We start from the raw sequence: 26104 nt of genomic DNA on the forward strand, positions 1-26104 counted from the left end.
AGACGACGACCGTCGGCGTACTCTCGACGGGACGACGACACGCGTCGCACAACTGCGGCGGTCGTCGTGACGTGCAGGACCTACATCGACGGCAAGGGAGCCACGACATGGAACGACTGACAGACAAGATCGCCCTCATCAGCGGAGGCGCGCGGGGCATGGGCGCCTCGCACGCCCGAGCGATCGTGGCGGAGGGGGGCAGGGTCGTCGTGGGCGACCTGCTCGACGACGAGGGCCGGGCCCTCGCGGCTGAGCTGGGCGACGCGGCCCGCTACGTCCACCTCGACGTCACCTCGGAGGCCGACTGGGCCACGGCGGTGTCGACGGCCGTCGACGAGTTCGGCGGGCTGAACGTGCTCGTCAACAACGCGGGCATCGTCAACTTCGGCCGACTCGGCACGTACACGCTCGACCAGTGGAACCTCATCCTGAGCATCAACGTGACGGGGGCCTTCCTCGGCATCACGGCCGCCCGCGACGCACTCGTGGCGTCGGCACCCTCCTCGATCGTCAACATCTCGTCGACGGCGGGCCTGCAGGGCACCACGGCGCTGCACGGCTACGTCGCGTCGAAGTTCGCGATCCGCGGCCTGACGAAGTCGGTCGCGCTCGAGCTCGGCGCGGAGAACGTGCGCTCGAACTCGGTGCACCCCGGCGTCATCCGCACGCCGATGACCGACGGCCTCGAGCTCGGCGACCAGCTCGGCGCCCTGCACCGCATCGGCGAGCCGGCCGAGGTGTCGAACCTCGTCGTCTACCTCGCCAGCGACGAGTCCAGCTTCCAGACCGGAGCGGAGTTCGTCATCGACGGCGGCGAGCTCGCCGGCGAGAGCGACAGCGTCAGCGAGTGACCCGCCCGGGGCCGCGTCGTCACGGCGCGGCCCCGGCCCGGCCTCAGCCCCGCCCCTCCCCCACCGGCAGCCACACGCGCATCGTCGACGGCCCGCGGTTGCCCCACGAGGCGTAGGGCACGAGGTCGACGCGGCCGAGCTGCTCGACCGTCGCCGCGACGGGCTGGCCGTACGGCCAGGGCGTCGGCCGGGTCCAGCTGCGGGTCAGCGCCACGCGGGCGCCGGTCGGCGTCGTGACCGGGGCGACCCGCGTGTCGACGAGCACGTCGGCGACGCTGCCCGAGGGCAGGTCGACCGACTCCAGCGCCAGCACCAACGGCCCCCGCTGCACGGCCACCTGGCCGCGCACCGCGTCGATCCGCGGGTCGGGGTGCACCCAGGAGGCGCGGGTCGGCAGGTCGAGGACGACCACGTCGCCCGCGGCGAACGCCCGCCGCACGACCACGGTCGAGGTCGCGTGCCGGCTGACCTCGCCGTCGGGCGCGATCAGGGTGACGGCCGCGCCCTCCGTCCACGACGGCACCCGGAGCGTCAGCTCGACCTCACGGTCGGTGGCCTCCCGCCAGGTCACCTCGACGCGGCCGTCGAACGGGTACCCGCTCGCCACCGAGAGGGCGACGGGCGTGCCGTCGGGCAGCTCGACGTCGACGTCGTAGCTGCCGTACTGGTGCAGCTGCACGCCGTCGTCGGTGCGGGTCGCGAAGTACTGCTCCACGCTCGCCAGCGTCCGCGCGACGTTCGTCGGGCAGCACGACACCTCGAACCAGGGTGCGCGGAGGCTCGACAGCGCACGGGCGTTGACCTCGAGCTCGTCGGGCACGGTGCCCTCGGTGCGCTGGTGCAGCGTGTTCGTGTAGAAGAACGCGTGCCCGTCCTCGCGCGGCGACGCCAGCACGACGTTGAGCAGCGTCCGCTCGATCAGGTCGGCGTACCGGGCGTCGCCGTCGGCCAGGAGCAGCCGCCACGACAGCATCGTGGAGGCGATGCCCGCGCAGGTCTCGGAGTACGCGCGGTCGGGCGGCAGCTCGTGGTCGGCGCCGAACGCCTCGTCCTGGTGGTGGGAGCCCATGCCGCCGGTCACGTACGTGCGGTGCGCGACCGTCGCCTCCCACTGTCGGCGGACGGCGTCGGCCAGCTCGTCGTCGCGCGTCTCGACGGCGACGTCGAGGGCGCCCGCCGCGAGGTACAGCGCACGCACGGCGTGGCCGCGCAGCACGTCGGCCTCGCGCACGGGCCGGTCGTCCTGGAAGTACTCCGCGCCGTACTCGATCTCGGCGAGCAGGCCGCGGCCGCGACGGTCGACGAAGAGCCGGGCGAGCTCGACCCAGCGGGGCTCGTCGAGCGCGCGACCGAGCTCGGCCAGCGCCACCTCGATCTCGGGGTGACCGCAGATCGCGACCCGCCCCTCCGGCCCGAACTCACGCCACAGGTGCTCGGCCAGGCGGCGGCCGACCTCGACGAGGCGGGGTCCGGTGCCCGTCCGCTCCGCGGCGACGACGGCCTGCAGGAGGTGCCCCATCGAGTACAGCTCGTGGCCCCACTCGAGGTCGCTCCACCGGGCGCGCTGCCAGGGGCGGCCGAAGCTGGTGTGCAGGTAGCCGTCGTCGTCCTGCGCGCCCGAGACGCGCTCGACGAGGTCGTCGTAGCGACGCTGCAGGTCGGGGTCGTGCTGACGGCCGAGCTCCCACGCCATGCCCTCGAGCAGCTTGTAGACCTCGCTGTCGACGAACTCGATGCCGGAGTGCGGCCACTCCTCGTCGGGCTGGTCGCGGCCCGCGGCGGCGAGGTCGAAGTTGCGGATCCAGCCGATGCGCTCCATCCAGTCCTCGCAGTGCCGCAGCACGACGTCGGAGTTCAGCTGCTGCTTCTCGGCCCAGAACCCGCCGGTCAGGCGCACCTGGGTCGCGTCGAGGGGGGTCAGGGTCGACGTGCGGGGGTCGACGGGCCCGGCGAACCGGCGCCGGTCGCCCGCGAGCGTGGTGGGGCGGGGGGAGGTGGTGGTCACGGTGGTGCTCCTGGTCTCGGGGGGTACGGCGAGGGGCTGCGCGGCGGCGGTCACGGTCAGTCCTTGACGGCGCCGGCGGTGACGCCGGCGGCGACGTAGCGCTGGGCGACGACCAGCAGCACCGTCGCGGGGATCGAGGCGACGACCGCGGTCGCCATGATCGAGTTCCACTCCTGGTTGTTGTTGCCGATGTAGCGGTAGATGCCGAGGGTGATGGTCTGCGCGTCGCCGCCGCTGTTGAGGGTCGACGAGAAGACGAAGTCCGACCAGGCCCAGAGGAACGCGAAGAGACCGACGGTCACGGCCGAGTTGCGGCTGACCGGCAGCACGATCGAGACGAAGGTGCGCCAGGTGCCGGCCCCGTCGAGCTTCGCGGCCGAGAGGAGCTCGTCGGGGATGCCCTGCATGAACGCGGTGAAGATCAGCACGCCGAAGGGCACCGCGAGGGTCGAGTCGGCGATGACGAGGCCCCACCACTCGTTGAGGATCCCGAGGTTGAGGTAGATGGCGTAGAAGCCCATCGCCATGATGACCTGCGGGATCATCTGCGCGACGATCATCACGAAGCTCAGGGCTCCGCCGCCGACGGGCCGCAGCTTGGCGAGCGAGTATGCCGCGGGGGCCGACAGCGCGATCGTCACCACGACGGTGCCGAGCCCGACGAGCAGGCTCGTGCCGAGGTAGGGCAGCTGCTCGCTGACGACGGCTCGGTAGCCGTCGAGGGTCGGCTGCGCCGGGAACCACGACGGCGGGCTCTGCCGCATCTGCGCGGTGGGCGTCAACGACACGTTGATCATCCAGTAGATCGGGAAGAGCATCACCGCGGTCAGCGCGACGCCGACGACGGTGGTGCCGAGGCTGCGTCGGCCGAGGCGCCTCGAGGAGGCGCGGCGGGCGTCGCTGGGCCTGCTCGCTGCCCCGGTGGGCCGGGTGGTGGTGGCGGCGGTCACGAGTTCGCCTGCTTCCTCTGCACGCGCAGGTAGACGAGGCCACAGATCAGGGCCATGACGATGAGGAGGTTGCCCACGGCGGCCGCGGGCCCGAAGGTGGGCAGCGTCGAGCCGAAGCCGAGCTGGTACGACCAGATGGCGAACGTGGTCGAGGCGTCGCCCGGCCCGCCGCGCGACATGATCCAGATGATGTCGAAGACCTTCAGCGTGTAGACGAGGCCGAGCAGGATCGTGATCGCCGAGACCGGCCCGAGCAGCGGGAAGGTGATGCGCCAGAAGGCCTGCCACGCGTTCGCGCCGTCGAGCGAGGCGGCCTCGTAGACGTCCGCCGAGATGTTCTGCAGCCCGCTGTAGAGGATGACGAGGTTGAACGGGATGCCGATCCAGATGTTCGCGATGATCACGCTCGTCAGCGCCCACTGCGGCGAGGTCAGCCAGTTGACCTGCTCGCCGCCGACGGCGCGGATGACGGAGTTGACGACGCCGCTCTCGCTGTTCAGCATCCACGACCAGGTCGACGCGCTGACGATGAGCGGCAGCAGCCACGGCACGAGGAAGAGCGCCCGGAGCGTCGACGAGAGCGGGAACTTCTGGAAGAAGAAGACCGCGAGGGCCATGCCGATCGAGAACTGGAACGCGATCGAGATCGATGTGAAGAGGAGGGTGTTGACGAGAGCCGGGCCGAAGGTGGGGCTCTGGAAGACCTCGACGAAGTTCTGAAGGCCGATGAACGGCGCGGTGCCGTCGATGAACGACCGCACCGTGTAGTCGCGGACCGAGAGGTCGACGTTCCGCAGCAGCGGGTAGACGTAGAAGACGGCGAGGTAGGCGACCACGGGGGCGAGGAACGCCCAGGCCGCGGCTTGGCCGGGCTCGACGCGTCGACGGCGGCGCGCCGCGGAGGGGGCCGGCGGGGCGCCGGGGGCCGGCGGGGAGGCCGGCCGTGCTGCTCGGGTCGCCTCCGGGCGGGGGACGGTGTCGGTGGTCATCTGCTGCTGCTCCTCGTCGGGGGACGGTGCGGGGGTGTCGCGGGGGCCGGGGCGCCGTGCGCGCCCCGGCCGGGTGCCAGGCCGGGGCCTCGCTACTTCGTGGCGGACTCGGCGGCCTGCTGCGCCTCCTGCAGGGCCTCCTCCGGGGTCGACGACCCGCTCAGGCTGTTCTGCACGGCCTTCCAGAGCTGCTCCGAGATCTTCGGGTAGTCCGTGCCGAGGTCGTCGCTGGTGCGGCCCTTCGCGTCGGCGACCGCGTCGACCCAGGGCTGGAGGTCGGGGTCGGCGGCGACCTGCGCCTCCTGCGCCTCCGTCGTCGGGGCGACGTACGAGAGCGTCGTGTCGGTCGCGACGAGGTTGTCGGTGCTCGTCAGGCAGGCCTGGATCTTCTCGGAGACCGCGTAGCGCGCGTCGTCGGACTGCACGGGCACCGTCAGGAACTCGCCGCCGGTCGGGGCCGGGGCGGCGCCGCCGTCCTTCGAGGGGATGGAGATGATGCCGTAGTCGATGCCCGACTCCTTGACCCCGGCCAGCTGCCAGGTGCCGTTCTCGCCGAAGGCGTAGTCGCCGGTGAGGAACTCCTGCCAGCTGGTCGTCTGCGTGTTGCCGATCACCGAGTTGGGGGCGTAGCCGGCGTCGACCCAGTCGGTCCACAGGGCGAGGGCCGACTGCCCGTCGTCGGAGTCGAGCGTGGTCAGGTCGGCGCCCGAGCCCCAGAACCAGGGCAGGAACTGGAAGCTGCCCTCCTCGGTGCCGATGGCCGAGAAGGTGATGCCCTTCTTCCCCGCCGCGGTGACCGCCTCGAGGGCGGTGGTCAGGCTGTCCCAGTCGGTGATCGAGGCCGGGTCGACGCCGGCGGCGTCGAGGACGCTCTTGTTGTAGTAGAGAGCGAGCGTGTTGGCGCCGATCGGGACGCCGTAGGTCTTCCCGTCGAGCTGGCCCGCGGCGAGCAGGTTCGCCTCGACGGCGGAGGTGTCGGCGCCGGTCTCGTCGGTGTCGGTGAGCAGGCCTGCCTCGGCGAGCGTGGAGACGACGGGGTTGTCGACGAGCAGCAGGTCTGGGCTGTTGCCCTGCTGGCCGGCGAGGAGCGCCTTGCTCGTCAGGTCGGAGGTGTCGTAGCCCGTGCGCTCGATCGTGACGCCGGCGTCGGTGCCGCACGAGCTGACGAGTTTGGCCCAGTCGCTGGAGTCGTCGAACTGGGGGTACGGGTCCCAGAAGGTGTAGGTGCCCGACGCGGCGTCGGACGAGCCTCCGCCCGATCCGCCGGCGCAGCCGGTGAGCGCGGCCGCGGTGGCGAGCCCGACGACGGTGACGATGGCGGCCTTGCGGCGAGTGTTCGTGTTCACGGTGATCCTCTCTGGTGCTGCAGGGATCTCGCAGAGAGGCCGCGCGGTCCGCGCATCTCACCGTCGAGAAAGTAGGGGGTGTCGGCTCCGGTGCGGGGCGGACACCGAAACTGGTTTCGGGGATGAAGCTATGCCTGCTCGGCTTGCTTGTCAACACAGACATGAACTAATTTCGGTACATGGCCACGACAGGGGACAGGGCGGGGTCGACGACGGTCACCCTCGCCGACGTGGCGCGGGTCGCGGGGGTCTCGGTGGCGACGGCATCGAAGGCCCTGAACGGCCGGGCCCAGGTCGCGGCCGGCACGCGGCTCAAGGTCGAGGAGGCCGCGGCGGCCCTCTCGTTCACCCCGAACTTCTTCGCGAGGGCCCTCAACTCGGCTCGCACCGGCACCATCGGCATGGTGACGAGCGACCTCGACAACCGCTTCGTGCTGCCGATCCTCCTCGGGGCGGAGGACGCCTTCGGCTCCGGCTCGCTCTCCGTGCTGCTGGCCGACGCCCGCGACGACGCCCTCCGCGAGCAGCTGCAGATCGACTCCCTCCTGACCCGACGGGTCGACGGCCTCCTCATCGTCGGCCGGACGACGAACCCGCGGCCGCCCGCCGCCGTGCCCCCCGACGTGCCGGTGGTCTACGTGTACGCGCCCTCGACCGGCGACGGCGACGTGTCGTTCACGCCCGACAACGTCCAGGCCGGCACCGCCGCGGCCGAGCACCTGCTCGGCCTGGGCCGCCGGCACATCGCCCTCGTCAACGGCGAGGCGTCGTACGCCGCCGCCCGCGACCGCGCCGCCGGGGTCGCCGGGGCCCTGCGCGCGGCCGGGCTCGGCCTCGTCGGCGGCGACTCGCTCTACGGGCAGTGGGGCGAGGCCTGGGGCCGCGACTGCGCGCGCTTGCTCGTGCGCGGCAGCGACCCCCTCGACGCCGTCGTCGCGGGCAGCGACCACATCGCCCGGGGCGTGCTCGACACGCTCCGCGACGAGGGCCTGCGGGTGCCCGACGACGTCGCGGTCGTCGGCTTCGACAACTGGGACCTCCTCGTTCGGGAGTCCCGCCCCCCGCTGACGAGCGTCGACATGGAGCTCGAGGTGCTCGGGCGCACCGCGGCGCAGCACCTGGTCGACATCATCGAGGGGACCGTCTCCGCCGGCGTGTTCCCGCAGCCGGTGCGCGTGCAGGCGCGAGCGTCGACCGTGCCGCGCACCGACGCCGGGGCGTGACGCCCGACGTGAGGCGCTGAGCCCTCGCGTGCCCTGAGCCCGGCGCCGTCGCCACTCCGCGACCCGGCCGCGAAACCACTTCAGGGCCCCTTCTTGTTTAGTGCGTATGCCTCTGCCAGTCTCAGCGAAAGCGGTTTCGGACAATGCCGTCCCACACGGCGCCGCTCGTCCACGCGAAGGAGCACAGGATGAGAAAGACCAAGAAGACCATGGGGGCCGTCCTCGCCCTCGGCCTGAGCGCAGCCGTCGTCGCGGCGCTCGTCACCCCGGGGGCGACGGCCAGCGCCGCCGGGAACACGCTCGTCGTCGACGCGTCGAGCAGCATCCGGCCCGTCACCCACGTCGGGGCCGGCGGCCTGTACGCCGTCTCGAGCACCACGGAGCCGGCACCGGGCCTGCTGACCCCGCTGCGGCTCAAGCAGCACACCCAGCCGGCGCCCGGGGTGCAGCAGCTCGGCAACGGAGCCACCGTCCCCTCCGGCGACGTCCTCGTGACGGCGCCCGCGTTCACGCGCGACGGTGCGCAGTCGTACGCCCGCATGCCCGACGTGTACCCGGACTTCCCGTACCGCTGGATCAGCTGGGCCGACTGGACCCAGAAGATCGACACGATGGTGAAGGCGCGCGTCGACGCCACCGGCACGACGAACATCAACGGCTGGGAGCTCTGGAACGAGCCCGACGGCACCTGGGACACCGCGAAGGCCGGCCCCTTCCTCGACGGCTGGACCCGCACCTACCGCCAGGTGAAGCTGCAGGACACGACGACGCCCATCGTCGGCCCGAGCTACAGCCGCTACTACCCCGACCTGATGCGCGACTTCATGGCCCGGGCCAAGGCCGACGGCACCCTGCCCGACGTCGTGGTCTGGCACGAGCTGGAGGACGAGACCTACAACACCGTCGATGAGCACGTCGCCGACTACCGGGCCATCGAGCGCTCGCTCGGCATCAGCCCGCGCCCCATCTCGATCAACGAGTACGGCTCGCCGTCGCAGGTCGACACCCCCAGCGTCGCGGCGCACTACATCGCCCAGTTCGAGCGCACCGGCATCAACGACGCCGAGCGGGCGTACTGGTACGAGTCGGGCACCGTCGGCGGGCTCGTCTGGAACGGCGCCCCCACCGGCTCGTACTGGCTGTACAAGTGGTACGGCGAGATGGCCGGGAACATGCTCGCGGTCACGCCCTCGGGCGACCTCGACGGCTTCGCGTCGTACGACTCGACCCGCAAGATCGTCAACGTCGCCCTCGGGGGCACCTTCGGCGACAACGCCGTCCAGGTGAAGGGGCTCGCCTCGTTCGGCTCGCAGGTGAAGGTCACCGTGAACTACACGCCACGCTCGGGCCGCATGACGAACGTCGCCGCCCCGACCCAGATCTCGAGCACGACGGCGACCGTCGTGGACGGAGCCGTGACGGTGCCGATCACGAACCAGGACTACCTGGGCGCCTACCAGGTGGTCGTCACGCCGGCTGCCGGGCCGACGACGTCGTACCAGCAGGTGTACGAGGCCGAGAACGCCACGGTCGTGAACGCGCAGCGCCTGTCGTCGGCCACGGCCTCGAACGGCGGCTACGTCGGTCGCATCGACGGCCTGGGCGACGGCCGCTCGAACAGCTTCGTCGACTTCGTCGTCGAGGTGCCGACCGCGGGCGCCTACTCGCTGACCACCCGGTACGCCAACGGAGGCGCGGCCACGTCCACCCAGGGCCTCGCCTACAACGGGGGCGCGTTCTCGACGGTCTCGTACCCGACCACGGGCGGATGGGGCCGGTTCGCCGACTCCGCCGCCGCCCCCCTCACCCTGAAGGCCGGCTACAACGTCATCAGGCTCGCGAAGGGCTCGCCGAACTACGCCGGCGGCAGCGGCTTCGCGGAGATCGACTCGATCACGGTCCGGCCCCGCTGACCCGGGCCGGGCAGAGCCGACGGCCACGTCACGGGAGCCCCGTGACGTGGCCGTCGGCCTGTGCGGTGGCCACCGCCGCGGCTGGTGCCCGGAGGGGGGCGTGAGTCCCGTCGAGGTCGGCGCCCGAGGGGCGTCCCCGACGCCTCGATTGGTCCTTCTGCCTCAAAAGTCAGAGAATTGCTCCTCATGTCAGGAAACCAGCAGGCCCCCCGACCTACCGATCCGCCCGGCGACCACCGCCACGACCGCACCGCCGGAGGCGCGCGACGCCTCGTCCGCGACTTCACCGAGCCGCCGCCGAGCGGGGTGCACCCCGCCCTGATCCCGGGCCTCGGCGTCGAGCAGACCGGCCGCGTGTTCCGCACCGACCGCACCGTCTTCGGCGTCGCCATCCTCTTCGCGGTCGCCTTCCTGGCGTGGGGCGTCCTCGGCGGCGGGAGCCTCGCCTCCACCGCCTCGGCCGTCCTCGCCTGGGTGATCGAGTACACCGGCTGGTTCTTCACGTCGATCGCGACCGTGATCATGGTCTTCATGCTCTGGGTCGGGTTCGGCCGCTTCGGGCGCATCCGCCTCGGGCGTGACGACGAGGCACCCGAGTTCTCGATGTTCTCCTGGATCTCGATGCTCTTCGCCGCCGGCATGGGCATCGGCCTCGTGTTCTGGGGCGCGGCCGAGCCGCTGACCTTCTTCGAGACGCCTCCCCCCGGCACCGACGAGGCCGAGACGGTGGAGGCGATGCACACGGCCCTGACGCAGGTCCTGTACCACTGGGGCCCGCAGGCGTGGTCGTTCTACGCCCTCATCGGCGGAGCGATCGCCTACGGCGCGTACCGCCGCGGCCGCACCCCGCTGATCTCGTCGATCTTCGCGTCGCTGCTCGGCGAGGGCCGCACCCAGGGCCCCCTCGGCAAGACCATCGACATCTTCGCCATCATCGTGACGCTCTTCGGCACGGCCGCCTCGCTCGGCCTCGGCGCCTTGCAGATCGGCCACGGCGTCGAGCTGATCAGCGGCATCGGCCAGGCCGGCAACACGCTGCTGGTCGGCGTCATCACCGTGCTGACCATCGCCTTCATCATCTCCGCCGTGTCGGGGGTCTCGCGCGGCATCCAGGCCCTCTCGAACATCAACACGGTCGTGGCGCTCCTGCTGGCGCTCTTCGTGTTCTTCGTCGGCCCGTCGATGCTGATCCTCAACGTGATCCCCTCGGTCGCCGCCCAGTTCGTCGGCGACCTGCCGATGATGATCGGGCGCTCCGGCTCGCAGGGCGAGGAGGCCCAGGCCTTCCTGTCGAGCTGGACCATCTTCTACTGGGCGTGGTGGATCTCGTGGTCCCCCTTCGTCGGCATGTTCATCGCGAAGATCTCGCGCGGCCGCACGCTGCGCCAGTTCGTCTCCGTCGTCGTGGTCGTGCCGTCGATCGTGTCGTTCATCTGGTTCGCGATCTTCGGCGTCACCGCCATCGACCAGCGCATGAAGGACGCTCCGCTGCCCAGCAGCCCGCCCGAGGAGGTGCTGTTCGGCATGCTCGGCGGCCTCCCGCTGGCGGGCGTCACGACGGTCATCGCCGCGATCCTCGTCGCGATCTTCTTCGTCACCGGCGCCGACTCGGCGTCGCTCGTGATGGGCACGCTGTCGCAGCAGGGCCGCCCCGAGCCGTCGCGTTGGGTCACCGTGACCTGGGGCGTGCTCGTCGGCGCGATCGCCGCGGTGCTGCTCGTCGCCGGCGGGGAGGACGGCGCGGGGCTGAGCGCGCTGCAGAACGTGACGATCATCGCGGCGCTGCCGTTCGCCATCATCATGGCGTTCATCATGATCGCGTTCCTCAAGGACCTCCGCCGCGATCCGCTCATCCTCCGCGACCAGTACGCCGAGCGCGTCGTGCGCCACAGCGTGCGCAACGGCCTCGAGGAGTTCGGCGACGACTTCGCGCTGGTGCCGGCCGCGTACGACCACTCGAAGGACGACCTCGCCTGGGTCGAGCACGACGCCGACGAGGGGCTGAGCGCCTCCTACGCGGCGGTCGAGGCCGACGCGGCCGCCGAGGCCGAGGCCTCCGAGGCCGCCGAGGCTTCCGGTGCGGACGAGACCCGGGGAGGCGCGGACGACGCCTCCGTCGCCGAGGGAGCCGTCCCCGGCAGCGGCGAGCAGCACCGCTCCTAGCCGTCCACCACCCGAGGGCGCCCCGCACGACAGCCGTCCGGGGCGCCCTCCGTGCGCCCGGCGGCGCCGAGCGAGGTCGTGCCGACTCGACGGGGCCCCTTGCGGTGACCTGGGACGTTGCTAGCGTGTCGTGATGAACACCGCCACGGTCGTCGTGACCCTCATCGTCCTGGGCATCATCGCGGCCACGGCCGTGGTCGTCCTCCGCGAGCGCCGGTCGCGCGCCCTCGCCGCACGGCTCGACGCGCAGGAGCACGAATCGGGCCTGCGCGCCCAGGCCGACGCCGAGCGACAGCAGGAGGGCCCGCGCGGCGAGGCCGGCGGCATGTCGTGGTCGGCCGGCGGGCACAACTCGGCCTGAGGGTGGGGGCGGCCGTCGGGCCGTGCCTCGACGATGTCCGCCCCCGCGAACTCGTCGCCTGATGTCGACAGTGGCCTAGCCTGACCGCATGTCGACGAAGAACGAGGGGGCGGCCGCACTCGCCGTGCTGGCCGTCGTCGGGGGCCTGCTCCTGACCGGCTGTGCGTCGGGGAACGCGGCGGCCGGGGCTCCGTCGCAGACGTCGTCGCCCCAGGCCGCCGTCGACACGGGCGCCGGCGACGACGACTGGCCCGACGGCGCCGACGCGAGCACGCCGGCGTGCCAGGACGCGGCGGCCGCGACCCTGGCCGTCGTCAACACGTCGCTGCACGAGTCATCGGTCGCGAACGGCACGGTCGAGTCCGTCCTGCCGTGGCTCAGTGCCCGACCCGACACCGACCTCGGCACGTGGACGCTGACCGGCCTCGTCGAGAACGCGCAGACCGCACAGGGCACGGAGGGCGGCTACTTCGTCGTCTTCGCGACCGACTCGGACCCCACCTCACCGACGTTCGACGGTCAGGTCTCGGCGGTCGGCGGCGCCAGCGCCGCCGTGACGACGCTGCCTCCCCTCCAGCCGGCCTACGTCGGGCCGACCGACATGGACGACGTCCCGGCGGGCGCGCTCGCCTGCGGGACGCAGCGGTCACGGGAGCCCTGACCGCGCGACCCCACGACGAACGACGTGCCGCACACCCGAGGGGCATGCGGCACGTCGTGTCTCCGGAGCTGACCTAGCGCGGGTCGCGCACCGCCTCGTCGGCGGCGTCCTGCGTCGCCGTCAGGGGCTCGAGACCACGGCGCCGGGCGACGACCGCTGCCGAGCCGAGGCCGAGCAGGGCGAGCGCCAGCATCGCCAGGACTCCGGTCGCGACGCCGGGGCCGGTGTACGCGAGGTCGGAGGCACCGGCACCGGAGCCCGGGCGGGCCGTGATCGGCGTGGCACCGGAGGCCGCGGGCACGACCGGCACCGCGACTCCTGCACCCGCACCCGCACCGGGCGCACCCGGGGCCGGCGCACCGGGCGTGCCCGGGTCGACCGGAGCCGGGTCGCCGGGCGTCGGCACGACGGCCTCGGCACCCACGCGGTAGCTCGCCGTCGCGGTCAGGCCGGAGCCCGCCCCGAGCGCGCTCACCGTGCGGACCCCGTCGGGGGCGTCGGCCGCGATCGTGCTGACCAGCGCGAAGGAGCCGGCCGAGTCGGCGATCACGGTCTCGACGAGGGGCTCGCCCTCGTCGACCACCGCGACGGTCGGCGCGCCGGGGGCCGTGGCGGCCTCGGGGGCGATCGTCACCGCGACGGCCTCGCCGACCCGGAAGCCCGAGCCCGAGATGGTCAGCGACTGGCCCTGCTGCACGACGTCGTCCGACACCGTGAGCGTGCCGGCCTCGGCCTGCGCCTCGGCGCACGCGTCGCCCTGCACCCCGACGGCCGGGGCCATCGGCAGCACCGTCGCGGGCACGGTCGCCGTCGGCACCGTCACCACCGCGTCGTCCTCACGCACCGTCACCCAGCCGAAGCTGTCGCCGATGGTCGAGCCCTCCTGCGTGTTCGAGATCGTCGCGCGGAACCGCGTCGTGGCCGTCGGGCTCGACAGGTCGTCGCCCGTCGTCGGCACCGTGACCACCTTGCAGGTCTCGCCGGGCGCGAAGGTCAGGGGCCGCATCGCGACGTCGACCTTGCCGCTCGGCGTGCCGATCGCGCTGAACCACGCGGTGGTCGGAGCGTCGGAGGCGCGGCTGAGCAGCACCGGGACGTCCACCGACCCGAGGCCGTCGCCCTCCTCGATCGCCACGTCGGGCACCGAGACGAACGGACGGGTCGAGATCGCGGCCGTGCCGACGCTCGGCGCCGCGAGGAACGACAGGTCGCTGAGCAGCGCACCGCCGGCGACGCGGGGAGCCGTGAAGCGCACCTCGCGCACGTCGGCCAGGTCGACGCCGGTGAACGACGCGACGGGGATCTCCAGCTGCTGGAGCAGCAGCTTGCGGAGCGGCGCCTTCGTGCCGGGCAGCACCTGCAGGGCGTCGCCGAACTCCGAGGCGGGCAGGCTCGCCGAGCCGCCCTTCCCGTCGACCAGCGTGACGACCAGGTCGGTGCGGGCCGCGACGGTCTCGTCGGGGCTCACCCGGACCGACAGCCGTTCGTAGCCCGAGACGTCGGTCGGGCCGCCGGGCATCGGGACGCGCAGCTCCGCCGGGGCGGCGGTCGCCGACGCGGGCTCGGTCCAGGTGAACCGCAGCGACGGCGTGGTCGGCACCGACGGCGCGAAGTTCGCCGGGGTGAAGTCGGGCACCTGGGCCGACAGCAGCGAGGTGGCGCAGTAGGGCTGCGTGCCGGGCACCGGGCGACCGGCGAGGCTGGCGCACCAGGCGTACGTGCCGGCGCCGGCCACGCGCACGGCGGGGTCGGGCACGGCGAACGTCTGCACGTCGAGGCGGGTCGAGGCGGGCTGCGAGGCGGTGACGCGCACGTCGGCGCGGCCGGCCGAGGCGGGCACCTCGTCGGAGCCGTCGAACATCGGCAGGAACTGCTGCTCGCCGCCCATGGTCAGGCGGAAGAAGCCCGTGAGGTAGGCGGTGCCGACGTCGTACTGCTCGTCGTCGGTGAGGCGGGCGGGCGCCGTGCCGTAGCCGCAGTCGGGGTCGACCTGCTGGCGGTCCTGCGCGGCCCAGTCGTCGCTGGCCGAGTAGGCGTACTTGCTCGGCGTCCACGTCGTGTTGTAGAAGTTGTGGTTCGTGCCCATCACGAGCACCGACGAGCGCAGCACGTCGTCGCCGTAGGCGAGGCGCGAGTCGTCGAAGAAGTGCTGGCCCTGCAGGTTCGACACGTCGCCGTCGCAGTACGGCAGCACGACGGCCATCGGCACGTCGGGCAGCGTCATGCGGCCGAAGTCGGTCGGCGCGAGCGGCAGCACGGCCTCGATGCCGAAGGGCTCGGGCAGCTCGGCGTTCAGCAGCGCGGCGCGCACGGCGCCGTCACCGCCGCGCGAGTGGCCCATCAGACCGACGTGGTCGAGGTCGAGGCGCCCGGCGAGGGCGGGGCTGAGGCCGACGGCCGTGCCGGAGTTCGCCTGCTCGAGCAGCGCGAGGTGGTCGAGGATCAGCTGGGCCCGGGCGACCGCGCCGTTGTCGTCGGAGAGCGTGCCGTCGAGGGCGTTGATCGCGTTGGCCGAGATCGAGACGACGGCGTAGCCCTGGCTGGCGAGCACGTCGGCCGAGTCCTGGTACCCCCGGTAGCTCTCGACGTCGACCTGGTCGGGGCCGCAGGGCCAGGCGAGCGGGTTGCGGGTGCCGCCCGAGCACGAGGTGTGACGCCCGTGCAGGAACATCACGACCGGACGCTCGCCGGTCGCCCCGACGGGCATCGTGACCGACGCGCGCATCTCGCCGAGGCGCCCGAAGCCGCGGATCTCCTCCGCCTCGTCGCCGAGGTCGTAGTCGAGCCGCTCGGTGCCGTAGGCGCCGGTCGTCGCGGGGTCGGCCGCGAGCAGGCGCTGCGCGTCGGCGACGCCGTCGTCGGGCACGGCGTCGGTGGTGGGGGCCGGCGCGGGCGCGGCCTGGCGCCGCTGGGCCTGGCCGCCCGAGGCGCGGGCCGGGTCGCCCTCGCCCGTCCAGCCCGCCTGCACCGAGGAGGCGGTGGCGGCGGCGGGCAGGGTGGTCACGACGGTGAGGGTGAGACCGTCGAGGCTCTCGGTCGCGACGCCGAGCTCGACGCCGTCGGCCCACAGGGTCGGGGCGGCGCTGCGCTGCTCGACGGGGGCGTCGAGCGTCTTCGTGACGACGTACCCGCCGGCGGCGGGCGTGACCGACCAGTCCGAGCCCTGGGCGAGGGTCGTGACCGTGGGAGGCGCGGCGGAGGCCGGGGCCCCGAACGCGAGCGTGCCGGCGGCGACGCAGAGGGTGGTGGCGACGGCGACGCGTCGCCAGAGGCGGTCGAGCGGACGCGACGGGGCGCGACCGACGGAGGGCCTGGGGGCAGGCCGAGGGGCAGACGAGGGCACGGGTCTCCTGGGTGAGGGGGCGATGACGGACGGTCGTCCGCCCCCGGGCTCCGTCGGCGGCGTGCTCTCCGACGCCCCGGCTCTGGGCGGATCCAGGGGAACCATAGAGCCGTTCCACAGGCCCCCACGTCGTTTCGTATACGTTCTTCACACAGCCGAAACGGGGCCGTAACACCGGGTGCCAGAAGGCGAACGGAGCCCCGCCCACGAGGGAGGGGCCCTAGAGTCGGCCCCATGCTCATCGCCCTGATCGCCGGCGCCCTCGCCGCGCTGCTGCACGTCTACATCTTCGTCATGGAGTCCGTGCTGTGGACGACCCCGCGGGTCCGGGCCACGTTCGGCATCTCGAGCGACGCCCAGGCCGAGCACACGAAGCCGCTCGCCTACAACCAGGGCTTCTACAACCTCTTCCTCGCGATCGTCACCGTGGTCGGCGTCGTGCTGATCGCGTCCGACGACTCGGCGGGCGCCTCCCCCGCGGGCGTGGCCCTGCTCGTCGCGGGCACCGGCTCGATGCTCGCCGCCGCCCTCGTGCTCGTGCTGAGCGACCGCACGAAGGTGCGCGCGGCGACGCTGCAGGGCGTGTTCCCGCTGGTCTCGCTCGTGGCGCTGCTCATCGCCACGGTCGCGTAGCACGCCCGCCGCCCGCACTACCCTGGGCTGGTGACCGACCCGACCAGCGACTCCCCCACCACCACGCACTGGACCTTGACGCTGGTCTGCGAAGACCAGCCCGGCATCGTGCACGCCGTCAGCGGGGCCGTGGTGGAGGCGGGGGGCAACATCACGGAGTCGGCCCAGTTCTCGAGCCACGACACCGGCACCTTCTTCATGCGCCTGCAGGTCGAGGCCCCCGGCGAGCGCGCCGCCTTCGAGGCGCAGCTCGCCCCGGTCGTCGAGCGCTACGGCATGCAGCACGCCCTCGACGTGGTCGGGCGCCCGACGCGCACCCTGGTGCTCGCGAGCAAGGCCGCGCACTGCGTCAACGACCTGCTCTTCCGGCAGCGCGCCGGGCAGCTGCCGATCGAGGTGCCGCTCATCCTCGCCAACCACGACGACCTGTCGGGCCTCGCCGAGTTCTACGGCAAGCGCTTCGAGCACCACCCGGTCACCGACGCGGAGTCGAAGGCCGCCTTCGAGGCCCGTGTGCTGCAGGTCGTCGACCGCTACGACATCGAGCTCGTCGTGCTCGCCCGCTACATGCAGATCCTCAGCCCCGAGCTCTGCGCGGCGCTCGAGGGGCGGGCGATCAACATCCACCACTCGTTCCTGCCCGGGTTCAAGGGCGCGAACCCGTACCGCCAGGCCCACGCCCGCGGCGTCAAGCTGATCGGCGCGACGGCCCACTTCGTCACGAGCGACCTCGACGAGGGCCCGATCATCGAGCAGAACGTCGTGCGCGTCGACCACACCCGCAGCGCCCCCGAGCTGATGGCGATCGGCCAGGACGAGGAGAGCCGCACGCTCACCCAGGCGGTGCGCTGGTTCGCGGAGGACCGCGTGCTGCTCGACGGGGCCCGCACGATCGTCTTCCGCTAGGAGCGGCGCGGCGCGGCGCGGGTCGGGTCGGCGCCGACGCTCGGGCCGTCCCGCCCGCGGTGCCGGGGCGGGCGCCGAGCCGCCGGACGTACGCTGGCCCGGTGACACCGACCTCCTCCGCGCCTCCCCCCGGCCCCTCGCGCACCGGGCCCGTCACGCCGCTCGGCGTGCTGCGCGTCGCGACGATGGCCTTCGGCCTGCTGAGCCTCGCGGCGTGGGGCTACCTGGCGTGGCCGTTCCCGTGGCCGGCGGTGCTGGCCATGGTCGCCGCTCCGCTGTTCGCCGTCGTCGTGTGGCTGCTGTTCCGGTCGCCCCGCTCGGTGGTGCGGACCGACCGGGTCGGCAAGACCCTGGTCGAGACGGCCGTCGTCGGCGCGGTCGTCGTCGTCTGGGTGCAGCTCGGCTACCCCGTGGTCGCGGTCGTCGTCGCGGTCGTCGCGCTCGTGACCGGCGTGCTGGTCGCGAGGCGGGAGGGCGACTCCTGACCGTCCTGTTCCGCGGAGCGCACGCGGTCGACGCCACGGGCGAGCGGCCCGGCACGTGGTTGCTCGTCGACGGTGACCGCATCGTCGCGACCGGTCGCGAGGGCGACCTCGACGTCGACGCGGAGCCCCGGGCCTCGGCGCCCGGGCAGCCTGCAGAAGGCGCGGTGCCGGTCGCCGACGCGACCGTCGACCTCGCGGGGGCCCACCTGACGCCGGGGATGGTCGACCTGCACTCCCACGGGGCCGGAGGCGCGTCCTGGGACGACGACCTCGCCGACGTCGAGAGCGGCCTGGCCGTGCACCGCGCGCACGGCACCACGCGCTCCGTCCTGAGCCTGGTCTCGGCGCCCCTCCCGCGCCTCCGGCGGTCGCTCGAGCGGGTCGCCGCGCTGCGGGAGCGCAACCCGCTCGTGCTCGGGGCGCACCTCGAGGGGCCGTTCCTCGCCCCGGGGAGACGGGGCGCCCACGACCCGCGCCACCTCGTCGCGCCCTCGCCGGAGGCGGTCGACGCCCTGCTCGCCGCTGCGCCCGGCGTGCTGCGGCAGGTGACCGTCGCGCCCGAGCTGCCGGGCGGCCTCGAGGCGATCGAGCGGTTCGTGGCGGCGGGCGTCGTGGCCGCCGTGGGCCACACGGAGGCCGACCACGCGCTGACGGCCGCGGCGTTCGAGCGCGGGGCGACGGTGCTCACGCACGCCCTCAACGCGATGCCCGGGCTGCACCACCGGGAGCCCGGGCCCGTCGGGGCGGCGGTCGGCGACGAGCGCGTGACGCTGGAGCTCGTGCTCGACGGGCGGCACGTGCACCCGCAGGTGGCGGCGCTGCTCTTCGCCACCGCGCCCGGCAGGGTCGCGCTGGTGACCGACGCGATGGCCGCCGCGGGCGCGGGCGACGGGGCGCACCTGCTGGGCGGGCTCGCCGTCACCGTGACGGACGGGCGCGCCGTGCTGGCGGGCACCGACACGCTGGCCGGGTCGACCCTGACGCAGGACGCGGCCCTCCGCCTCGCCCTCGGGCCCGCGCGGCAGTCGCCGGTCGCGGCCGTGACGGCGCTGACGCTGACGCCGGCCAGGGCGCTCGGCTTCGCGGCGGCGGCCGCAGGATCGGCGGGTGCGGGTGCGGGTGCGGGTGCGGGTGCGGGGGCCTCTGTGCCCGGGGGCGCCGCGGCGTCCGCCACTGGGGCAGCCCCTCTCGGGCTGTTGGCGCCCGGCCACGCCGCCGACCTCGTCGCCTGGACCGACGACTGGCACGTCGCCCGCGTCTGGGCCGCCGGGGTCGAGCTCGCAGCCGGCCGTGCCGCCGGAGGGCGGTGACCGGATCCCGACGCCGTCCGGCCGCCGGATGCCCGGCGGGCGGAGGTCGCCCGACGGGGCGGCGGTCGCCCGACGGCGCGGCGGTCGCCCGACGGGCCGGCGATTGCGCCACGGGCCGGCGATCGCCCGACGAGGCGGCGGTTGCCCGGCGAGGCGGAAGCGACGGTCCAGGACGCTCGATCCACTCCGGAGTGGAGCAACCGCCCGCCCGGTCCGCCCGCCCAGATCCGCCCCTCCACTCCGGAGTGGAACAGCGAACCGCCCGCGCCCCCACCGCTCATCCGCTCCTCCGCTCCAGAGTGGAACGGCGATCCGCCTGCGCCCCCGCCCCCGCCGCGCCGGCACTCGCACTGCACGACCGCTCCTTCCACTCCAGAGTGGAACAGCGATCCGTCCGCGCCCCCACCGCTCCTCCGCTCCTCCACTCCAGAGTGGAACAGCGATCCGCCCGCGCCCCTACCGCTCTTCGCTCCTCCACTCCAGAGTGGAGGAGCGATGCCAGGGGGTCGCTCCGGCGCGGGACACAGCCGTGGCGACGGGGACGCACCACGTTCTCGCACGGGAACCACGCCGCGGCGCGGTTCGGGGGCGAAGAAGTGGTGCGTCGTCATCAGGCGAGGCAGATGTTGCCCACGACGCGTGGGCACGTGGCGAGGCACCCCGTCTTCGCAGGCGAACCCCGCCGCGGCGGGGTTCGGGTGCGAAGACGGGGTGCGTCACCGCCGGGCGGGCGCCACGCGCGCCGCGCCGCGCCGCGCTAGAGCGTGCGGCCCGCGTTCGCGTCGAGCCAGGCCTTCGGGTCGACCTGCGTCGAGCCCCCGACGAGCACCTCGAAGTGCAGGTGCTCACCCGTGGCGACTCCGGTGCGGCCGACGGCTCCGACGAGCTCGCCGACCCCCACCGACTGGCCGGTGACGAGCGGGCTGGAGCCGAGGCGCATGTGCGCGTACAGCGTGCTGATCTTCTGCCCGTCGATCACGTGGTCGATGACGACGTACTGGCCGAACTGCGCGTGCAGCCCCGAGACCCGCACGACCCCGTCGGCGACGGCCCCGATCGGCGTCCCGCCGCCGGGCGTCATGTCGAGCCCCATGTGCATGCTCGAGCAGGCCGCGCACGGCGCCGCCCGCGGGCCGAAGCCCGAGCTGAGCACCACGGTGCCGGGGAACGGCCAGCGGATGTCTCCGGTGCCGCTGTTCACGATCGTCCCGGCGCCGGACGCCGCACCGCGCGGTGCCGCACCCGACGAGCTGCGCGCCGACGACCCGCCCTGCGTCGCGGTCGACGACTCGGCGGCCACCTCGACGGGCGGCGGCGGCGGGGGCGGAGGCGGCGGGTCGGTGACGCCGAAGCCGTCGCGGTCGTCGACGGTCAGCACGACGAGCGACGCCGCGAGGGTCTGGCCGGGCAGCGGCGCCGTGGCCGACGTCTGCACGCCCGAGCCGCCGAGCTCGGTCGCCGTCGCCGGCGTGACGTTGGAGGAGAAGAAGAGGGTGACGGCGACCAGCGCCAGCGCGGGCACGGCGGCGTCGCGGACGCTCCGCAGCGCACTCCGCACCGAGCGAGCCGGGCGAGCGGGGAACGGGGCCGGAGAAGCGCTCGAGGCGGCAGCGGCCTGCGAGGCCACCACCGACCGCAGCGACGCCGGCTGCCGGAGGCGCGGTGCCGGTCGACCCGACGCCTCGCCCCGGGGCACCGAGACGGGGTGGCGCGTGGTCACCGTGCGCCGAGCGGCGGCCGGCAGGACCACGGGCCCCGCGGCGGGCGGGTCGACGGGCTGGACGATCGAGGGCACGACGGGCTCGAGACCGGACTCCGACGCGTCGCGCGCGGGCTCGACGGCCCCGGCGGCGGCCGCCTCGGCGGCACGCTCGAGGGCCCTGGCCTCACGCCGCGTGAGCGGCACGGGCGACGATGCGGGGTCGGTCACGAGAGGCCTCTCACCGGGCTCGCGCTGCTGATCACGGTTCTCCTCGTCGACGGACCTTCCGACCCTAGTCACCATCCTGCCCGCTGACCAGCAGCTCAGGCCGATCCGACGGCACCGCCGACGCCCCCAGAGCGGGCGACGAACGGACGACGAGCGAGCGGGGGCCGCGCTCAGCGCACCCGCAGCTCCGGGAAGTCCTCGTCGCGCCACTCGCCGTCGAGGCGCTCGCCCGACCGGGCCGCCGCCTCCTCGCGCTCCCGCAGCTCGACCCGGCGGATCTTGCCCGAGATCGTCTTCGGCAGCTCGTCGGTGAACTCGACCCGGCGCACGCGCTCGTAGGCGGGCAGGCCGGTGCGGGCGTGGGCGAGCACGGCGCGCGCCGTCTCGGCGGTGGGCTCCCAGCCCGCGGCGAGCGTGACGTAGGCCTTCACGACGGCGAGGCGCACGGGGTCGGGGGCGGGCACGACGGCCGACTCCGCGACCGCCGGGTGCTCGATCAGGACGCTCTCGACCTCGAACGGCGACACCTTGTAGTCGGAGGCCTTGAACACGTCGTCGGTGCGGCCGACGAAGGTGATCATGCCGTCGGCGTCGCGGGTGGCGACGTCGCCGGTGTGGAAGAGGCCGTCGCGGGTGGCCGCCGCCGTGCGGGCCTCGTCGCCGAGGTAGCCCGTCATGAGGTTGACGGGCCGCACCCGCAGGTCGAGGCAGATCTCGCCCTCGTCGCCCTGCTCGCCGGTGACCGGGTCGACCAGCACGACGTCGACGCCGGGCAGCGGGCGGCCCATCGACCCGGCGACGACGCGGCCGCCGGGCGGGTTGGCGATGATCGCCGTCGTCTCGGTCTGGCCGTAGCCGTCGCGGATGTCGAGCCCCCACGCCTGCTGCACGCGGTCGATGACCTCAGGGTTGAGGGGCTCGCCGGCCGACAGCGCCTCGCGCAGCGCGACCGGCGCCTCCCCCAGCGACGACTGGATCAGCATGCGCCAGACCGTCGGCGGCGCGCAGAACGAGGTCACGCGGGCCCGGTCGAGCTGCTCGCGGAGGGCCGCCGCCGAGAACCGCGCCTGGTTGTGGACGAAGACGGTGGCCTCGGCGATCCACGGGGCGAAGAAGCAGCTCCAGGCGTGCTTGCCCCAGCCGGGCGACGAGATCGTCAGGTGCACGTCGCCGGGGCGCAGGCCCAGCCAGTAGGTCGTGCTGAGGTGCCCGACCGGGTACGACGCGTGGGTGTGCACGACCATCTTCGGCTTGCTCGTCGTGCCCGAGGTGAAGTAGACGAGGCAGGGGTCGTCGGTCGCCGTCACGACCTCCGGCCGGGCCGGGGAGGCGCGGTGCGAGTCCTCGAAGGAGGCCCACCCCTCGAGCTCCCCGCCCACCACGATGCGGCCGACGCCGGGGTCGACCCCGTCGAACTTGGCCGCGTCGGCGACGTTGACGAGCACGTGCCGCACGTCGCCGCGCACGACGCGGTCCTCGACGTCGTGGTCGGCGAGCACCACCGAGGTGGGCAGGATGACCGCACCGACCTTCATGACCGCGAGCATCGCCTCCCACAGCTCCACCTGGTTGCCGAGCATCAGCAGCACGTGGTCGCCGGGGCGCACGCCTCGCTCGACGAACCAGCTCACGACCTGGTCGGAGCGGCGGCGCATCTCGTCGAAGCTGACGGTCGTCTCGCGGCCGTCCTCCTCGACGATCCAGAGCGCGGTGCGGTCGTTGCCCTCGGCGATGACGTCGAACCAGTCGACGGCCCAGTTGAAGCGGTCGCCGACGTCGGGCCAGCGGAAGGAGTCGCGGGCCGCGTCGTGGTCACCGGCGGCGGCCGCCGAGGCGAGCGAGTCGCGCGCCGCGCGGAACGCGTCGGTCGCGGCCGGGTCGCGCGGGGCGGCACGCGGCGCGGGGGCAGGGCTGGGGGTCGAGCTCGGGTCCGCGATCGCGGTCGGGTCTGCATCGTCGAGGGGCACGCCACCATGATGCTCGCTCGCCCATGCCGACGACGGAATGCGCCGCCCGCCGCTCAGAGCGTGACGACGAGCTTCGTCGCCGACACCCCCTCGCCGAGCCGGTCGAGCGCCGCTTGCACGTGCTCGAGCCCGTGCCCGACGACCTCGGCCCGGGGCGCCGGCACGAACCGGCCCTCGGCGAGCGCGGCGGGCAGGTAGCCGGCCCAGAGCATCGGGCCGACCTCGTCGTGCATCAGCGAGCTGCCCCAGACGAAGGTCGCCCGCACCCCGCGGAGGCGGCTGCGCACCATCACCGCGGCGGTGCGGCTGCCGAGCGCGACGACGGTGCGCACGAGGCCGAGGCTCAGGCCGGGTCGCCGGGGCACGCCGCCGAACGAGACCGAGGGGCTCGCCATGCTGACCCGGGGCGCGCCGGTGCGGGCGGCGATCGTCACGCACGGGCCGGCCGACCCCGTGCCGATCGCGAGCACGCCCGCCACCCGGCGACCGTGCAGGGCGGCCACGACGTCGTCGACGACGCCCGCGTCCCGGTAGTCGAAGAGCTGCGAGGCGCCGAGCGCGCGCAGCCGCTCGTGGTTCGCGGGCGAGGCCGTCGCGACGACGTCGTAGCCCGCAGCGACGGCGAGCTGGATCGCGGCGCTGCCGACGCTGGTCGTGCCGCCCCAGACGACGACGACCTCCCGGGCGCCCTCGATCGGGGCGGGCCCGGCGCCGACGGGGTGCCGGAGCCCGAGCTGGCCGCCCTGGAAGAGCGCGCTGGCGGCGGTGCTGACCGCCAGGGGCAGGACCACCGCCTCCTCGAACGCCGTGCCCGCGGGCACGGGGGCGGCGAGCGCCTCGCGCACGAGCACGAGCTGCTGGAAGCCACCGCCGGGGGCGTGCTCCTCGCCCTTCTCGACGCCCACGGCGAGCGCCACGACCCGGTCGCCGACGGTGAACCGGGTGACGGCCGAGCCGACCGCGACCACGTCGCCCGCGACGTCCTCGCCGAGCACGGCGGGGGCGGGCAGCCAGCGGTACATGAGGTCGCCGGTCGTCTGCTTGACGACGTCGACCGGGTTCACGGCGACGGCGCGGGCCCGCACGAGCAGCTCGTGCGGGCCGGGCGCGGTGACCGGGGCGGGGCGCACCGTGAGGTCGGCGAAGGGCGCGTCGAGCCAGGCGGCGGCGTTCGTCAGCCCCGCGAGGTCGGGGCCGGAGGCGCGGGCGGGGGTGGTGGCGTCGGTCACGGTGTCCTCCTGGACGTCGGCGAGGTGATGTCACCTCGTGTCGTCACTGTACACACGATGTCACTCCGTGTCATCACTAGGATGGGCGCATGAGCAGATGGCAGCCCGACGCCCGCGGGCGACTGGAGCAGGCCGCGCTCGAGCTCTTCCGCGACCGGGGCTTCGCCGAGACGACCGTGCCCGAGATCGCCGCGCGGGCGGGCCTGACCCCGCGCACCTTCTTCCGTCACTTCGCCGACAAGCGCGAGGTGCTGTTCGCCCGCCAGTCGGAGGTGCCCGCCCTCGCGCGGCGGATGATCGCCGAGGCGCCCGCGTCGCACTCGCCGATGCGGATCATCGCCGAGAACCTCGACGCCGTCGCCGCCGCGCAGTTCCCCGACGGGGTCGAGGCGGTGCTCGCCCGCAAGGTCGTCATCGACGGCGACGAGGGCCTGCGCGAGCGCGAGCTGCACAAGATGTCAGCCCTCGGCGACGCGCTCCGTGAGGGCTTCGCCGAGCGGGGGGTCGACCCGCTCACGGCCGCGCTGACCGCCCAGGTGACGATGACCGTGTTCGGCGTCGCGATCGGCCGCTGGCTCGCGGGCGGCGACGACGACGCGCTGCCCGGGCTGCTGCACGACACGCTCGAGTCGCTGCGCGGGCTGCTCGCCGACGGCTAGCGGCCCGTCCGTCACGGGCGGCTCCGTCGCGGGCCGGTCCGTCACGGGCGGCTCCGTCACGGGCCGGCACCGCGCCTCCGCCCGGCTGCCTCGTCGCTCGACCCGCGACTCCCCCGGGTCCCGCCGCGCCACGCCGGGCGGGCGCGCCGCCGCCCCGCCGCGGGTGCACAGTGGAGCGATGACGCAGAAGACCCTCCTCGTGATCGGCGGCACCGGTCAGATCAGCGCCTCGTGCGTCCGGCTGGCCGTGCGCGACGGCTGGGCCGTGACGGTCGTGAACCGCGGCAGCACCTCGATCCGTGCGCTGCCCGCCGAGGTCGAGCACCTGACCGCCGACGTCCGCGACGAGGAGTCGCTGGCCGGCGCCCTGCGAGGCCGCCGGTTCGACAGCGTGGCCGACTTCCTGACCTTCACCCCCGAGCAGCTCGCGACGATGCTGCGCGTCGTGGCCGCCAGCACGGGGCAGTACGTCTTCGTCGGCTCCGCGTCGACCTATCAGAAGCCGCCCGCCGTGCTCCCGATCACGGAGGCGACGCCGCTGTTCAACCCGTGGTCGCAGTACGCCCGCGACAAGATCGCCTGCGAGCGCCTGCTGCGCGACGAGCACCTCGCCGGGCGGGTGCGCGCGACGGTCGTGCGCCCCTCGCACACCTACGACGAGACGCACGTGCCGCTGCTGGGCGGCTGGACGGTCATCGACCGGATGCGCCGCGGCGAGCCCGTCGTGCTGCACGGCGACGGCACCTCGATGTGGGCGATGACGCACTCCGACGACTTCGCGCCCGCGTTCGTCGGGCTGCTCGGCCGCGACGAGGCGCTCGGCGAGGCCTACAACATCATGGGCCCCGAGCTGCTGACGTGGAACGGCATCGTCCGCTGCCTGGCCGACGCGGCGGGCGGGTCGCTGCAGCTGGTGCACCGCACCACCCACGACCTCGTCGAGCTCGCCCCGGAGTGGGACGCCGACCTGCGCGGCGACCGCAGCCACCCGGCCCTGTTCGACACGACGAAGATCCGCGCGCTGGTGCCCGACTGGGAGCCGCGGGTGCCGTTCGCCGAGGGTGCGCGCCAGATCGTGGCGTGGCACGACGCCGACGCGTCGCGCCGTGTCGTCGACCCCGCGGTCGACGCGCTGCACGACCGGCTCAGCGCGTAGCTCGCGGCGGGTCGGGAGGGGCCG

20 protein-coding genes are annotated in these 26104 nt (G+C 73.9%); 12 read left to right on the forward strand and 8 right to left on the reverse strand.

The window, feature by feature from the left end:
• The first annotated feature begins 107 nt into the window (after positions 1 to 107).
• On the forward strand, positions 108 to 851 hold the full coding sequence (locus FHR77_RS10995; RefSeq protein ID WP_167260275.1) for an SDR family oxidoreductase: 744 nt from the start codon (positions 108 to 110) through the stop codon (positions 849 to 851).
• Positions 852 to 894: 43 nt separating this feature from the next.
• Here FHR77_RS10995 and FHR77_RS11000 read toward each other — a convergent pair whose 3' ends face one another.
• From FHR77_RS11000 to FHR77_RS11015, 4 genes are all read right to left on the reverse strand, one after another.
• On the reverse strand, positions 895 to 2856 hold the full coding sequence (locus FHR77_RS11000; RefSeq protein ID WP_167260277.1) for a beta-L-arabinofuranosidase domain-containing protein: 1962 nt from the start codon (positions 2854 to 2856) through the stop codon (positions 895 to 897).
• Between the two features lie 56 nt (positions 2857 to 2912).
• Positions 2913 to 3674 (reverse strand): carbohydrate ABC transporter permease, encoded by a 762-nt coding sequence (locus FHR77_RS11005; protein WP_167261346.1) that lies wholly within the window; start codon positions 3672 to 3674, stop codon positions 2913 to 2915.
• A gap of 128 nt (positions 3675 to 3802) precedes the next feature.
• The gene (locus tag FHR77_RS11010) at positions 3803 to 4795 is read right to left on the reverse strand and encodes a carbohydrate ABC transporter permease (protein WP_167260279.1); all 993 of its coding nucleotides are present in this window, start codon (positions 4793 to 4795) and stop codon (positions 3803 to 3805) included.
• A 92-nt stretch (positions 4796 to 4887) separates the two neighbouring features.
• On the reverse strand, positions 4888 to 6141 hold the full coding sequence (locus tag FHR77_RS11015) for a sugar ABC transporter substrate-binding protein (RefSeq protein ID WP_167260281.1): 1254 nt from the start codon (positions 6139 to 6141) through the stop codon (positions 4888 to 4890).
• Positions 6142 to 6320: 179 nt separating this feature from the next.
• Here FHR77_RS11015 and FHR77_RS11020 point away from each other — a divergent pair, with 179 nt between their 5' ends.
• From FHR77_RS11020 to FHR77_RS11040, 5 genes are all read left to right on the forward strand, one after another.
• Positions 6321 to 7364, forward strand: a complete 1044-nt coding sequence (locus FHR77_RS11020; RefSeq protein ID WP_167260283.1) for a LacI family DNA-binding transcriptional regulator — start codon at positions 6321 to 6323, stop codon at positions 7362 to 7364.
• A 188-nt stretch (positions 7365 to 7552) separates the two neighbouring features.
• Positions 7553 to 9277, forward strand: coding sequence for a CBM35 domain-containing protein (locus FHR77_RS11025; protein WP_243861654.1), 1725 nt, complete (start codon positions 7553 to 7555; stop codon positions 9275 to 9277).
• A 186-nt stretch (positions 9278 to 9463) separates the two neighbouring features.
• Positions 9464 to 11440: a BCCT family transporter gene (locus tag FHR77_RS11030; RefSeq protein ID WP_167260286.1), complete on the forward strand. Its 1977-nt coding sequence runs from the start codon at positions 9464 to 9466 to the stop codon at positions 11438 to 11440.
• 133 nt (positions 11441 to 11573) lie between these two features.
• Positions 11574 to 11801 (forward strand): hypothetical protein, encoded by a 228-nt coding sequence (locus tag FHR77_RS11035; RefSeq protein ID WP_167260288.1) that lies wholly within the window; start codon positions 11574 to 11576, stop codon positions 11799 to 11801.
• 88 nt (positions 11802 to 11889) lie between these two features.
• Positions 11890 to 12462 carry a hypothetical protein gene (locus tag FHR77_RS11040; protein ID WP_167260290.1) on the forward strand — a complete coding sequence of 191 codons (573 nt, stop codon included), beginning with the start codon at positions 11890 to 11892 and terminating at the stop codon, positions 12460 to 12462.
• Between the two features lie 73 nt (positions 12463 to 12535).
• On the opposite strand, the gene FHR77_RS11045 is transcribed toward FHR77_RS11040, so the two are convergent.
• On the reverse strand, positions 12536 to 15805 hold the full coding sequence (locus FHR77_RS11045) for an alpha/beta hydrolase (protein WP_167260292.1): 3270 nt from the start codon (positions 15803 to 15805) through the stop codon (positions 12536 to 12538).
• Positions 15806 to 16039: 234 nt separating this feature from the next.
• Here FHR77_RS11045 and FHR77_RS11050 point away from each other — a divergent pair, with 234 nt between their 5' ends.
• The 4 genes from FHR77_RS11050 to FHR77_RS11065 all read left to right on the forward strand — a co-directional run bounded on the left by FHR77_RS11050 (position 16040) and on the right by FHR77_RS11065 (position 19139).
• On the forward strand, positions 16040 to 16438 hold the full coding sequence (locus FHR77_RS11050; protein WP_167260294.1) for a DUF1304 domain-containing protein: 399 nt from the start codon (positions 16040 to 16042) through the stop codon (positions 16436 to 16438).
• Between the two features lie 30 nt (positions 16439 to 16468).
• A complete protein-coding gene (gene purU, locus FHR77_RS11055; RefSeq protein WP_167260296.1) occupies positions 16469 to 17344 on the forward strand; it encodes a formyltetrahydrofolate deformylase in 876 nt (291 codons plus the stop codon).
• A gap of 101 nt (positions 17345 to 17445) precedes the next feature.
• On the forward strand, positions 17446 to 17829 hold the full coding sequence (locus FHR77_RS11060) for a DUF2568 domain-containing protein (protein ID WP_167260298.1): 384 nt from the start codon (positions 17446 to 17448) through the stop codon (positions 17827 to 17829).
• A 59-nt stretch (positions 17830 to 17888) separates the two neighbouring features.
• Positions 17889 to 19139, forward strand: coding sequence for an N-acetylglucosamine-6-phosphate deacetylase (locus FHR77_RS11065; RefSeq protein WP_243861656.1), 1251 nt, complete (start codon positions 17889 to 17891; stop codon positions 19137 to 19139).
• 757 nt (positions 19140 to 19896) lie between these two features.
• Here FHR77_RS11065 and FHR77_RS16655 read toward each other — a convergent pair.
• From FHR77_RS16655 to FHR77_RS11080, 3 genes are all read right to left on the reverse strand, one after another.
• Positions 19897 to 21069 carry a peptidoglycan DD-metalloendopeptidase family protein gene (locus FHR77_RS16655; RefSeq protein WP_167260300.1) on the reverse strand — a complete coding sequence of 391 codons (1173 nt, stop codon included), beginning with the start codon at positions 21067 to 21069 and terminating at the stop codon, positions 19897 to 19899.
• A 170-nt stretch (positions 21070 to 21239) separates the two neighbouring features.
• Positions 21240 to 23036: an AMP-binding protein gene (locus tag FHR77_RS11075; protein ID WP_341777331.1), complete on the reverse strand. Its 1797-nt coding sequence runs from the start codon at positions 23034 to 23036 to the stop codon at positions 21240 to 21242.
• Between the two features lie 53 nt (positions 23037 to 23089).
• Positions 23090 to 24265, reverse strand: coding sequence for a zinc-binding alcohol dehydrogenase family protein (locus FHR77_RS11080; protein WP_341777332.1), 1176 nt, complete (start codon positions 24263 to 24265; stop codon positions 23090 to 23092).
• Positions 24266 to 24354: 89 nt separating this feature from the next.
• Here FHR77_RS11080 and FHR77_RS11085 point away from each other — a divergent pair, with 89 nt between their 5' ends.
• Together FHR77_RS11085 and FHR77_RS11090 are read left to right on the forward strand one after the other, a co-directional pair.
• On the forward strand, positions 24355 to 24924 hold the full coding sequence (locus FHR77_RS11085) for a TetR family transcriptional regulator (protein ID WP_056057194.1): 570 nt from the start codon (positions 24355 to 24357) through the stop codon (positions 24922 to 24924).
• Positions 24925 to 25102: 178 nt separating this feature from the next.
• Complete coding sequence (locus FHR77_RS11090; RefSeq protein ID WP_167260303.1) at positions 25103 to 26080, forward strand: NAD-dependent epimerase/dehydratase family protein; 978 nt, start codon at positions 25103 to 25105, stop codon at positions 26078 to 26080.
• Positions 26081 to 26104: the final 24 nt, after the last annotated feature.

This window comes from Frigoribacterium endophyticum (genome assembly GCF_011759585.1).
Lineage (GTDB): Bacteria > Actinomycetota > Actinomycetes > Actinomycetales > Microbacteriaceae > Frigoribacterium > Frigoribacterium endophyticum.

Coding starts and splice junctions, on each gene's coding strand:
- FHR77_RS11005 (WP_167261346.1), bottom strand. CDS start 3,674: ATGCTCTTCCCGATCTACTGGATGATCAACGTGTCGTTGACGCCCACC.
- FHR77_RS11040 (WP_167260290.1), top strand. CDS start 11,890: ATGTCGACGAAGAACGAGGGGGCGGCCGCACTCGCCGTGCTGGCCGTC.
- FHR77_RS11020 (WP_167260283.1), top strand. CDS start 6,321: ATGGCCACGACAGGGGACAGGGCGGGGTCGACGACGGTCACCCTCGCC.
- FHR77_RS10995 (WP_167260275.1), top strand. CDS start 108: ATGGAACGACTGACAGACAAGATCGCCCTCATCAGCGGAGGCGCGCGG.
- FHR77_RS11085 (WP_056057194.1), top strand. CDS start 24,355: ATGAGCAGATGGCAGCCCGACGCCCGCGGGCGACTGGAGCAGGCCGCG.
- FHR77_RS11025 (WP_243861654.1), top strand. CDS start 7,553: ATGAGAAAGACCAAGAAGACCATGGGGGCCGTCCTCGCCCTCGGCCTG.
- FHR77_RS11010 (WP_167260279.1), bottom strand. CDS start 4,795: ATGACCACCGACACCGTCCCCCGCCCGGAGGCGACCCGAGCAGCACGG.
- FHR77_RS11090 (WP_167260303.1), top strand. CDS start 25,103: ATGACGCAGAAGACCCTCCTCGTGATCGGCGGCACCGGTCAGATCAGC.
- FHR77_RS11030 (WP_167260286.1), top strand. CDS start 9,464: ATGTCAGGAAACCAGCAGGCCCCCCGACCTACCGATCCGCCCGGCGAC.
- FHR77_RS11050 (WP_167260294.1), top strand. CDS start 16,040: ATGCTCATCGCCCTGATCGCCGGCGCCCTCGCCGCGCTGCTGCACGTC.
- FHR77_RS11035 (WP_167260288.1), top strand. CDS start 11,574: ATGAACACCGCCACGGTCGTCGTGACCCTCATCGTCCTGGGCATCATC.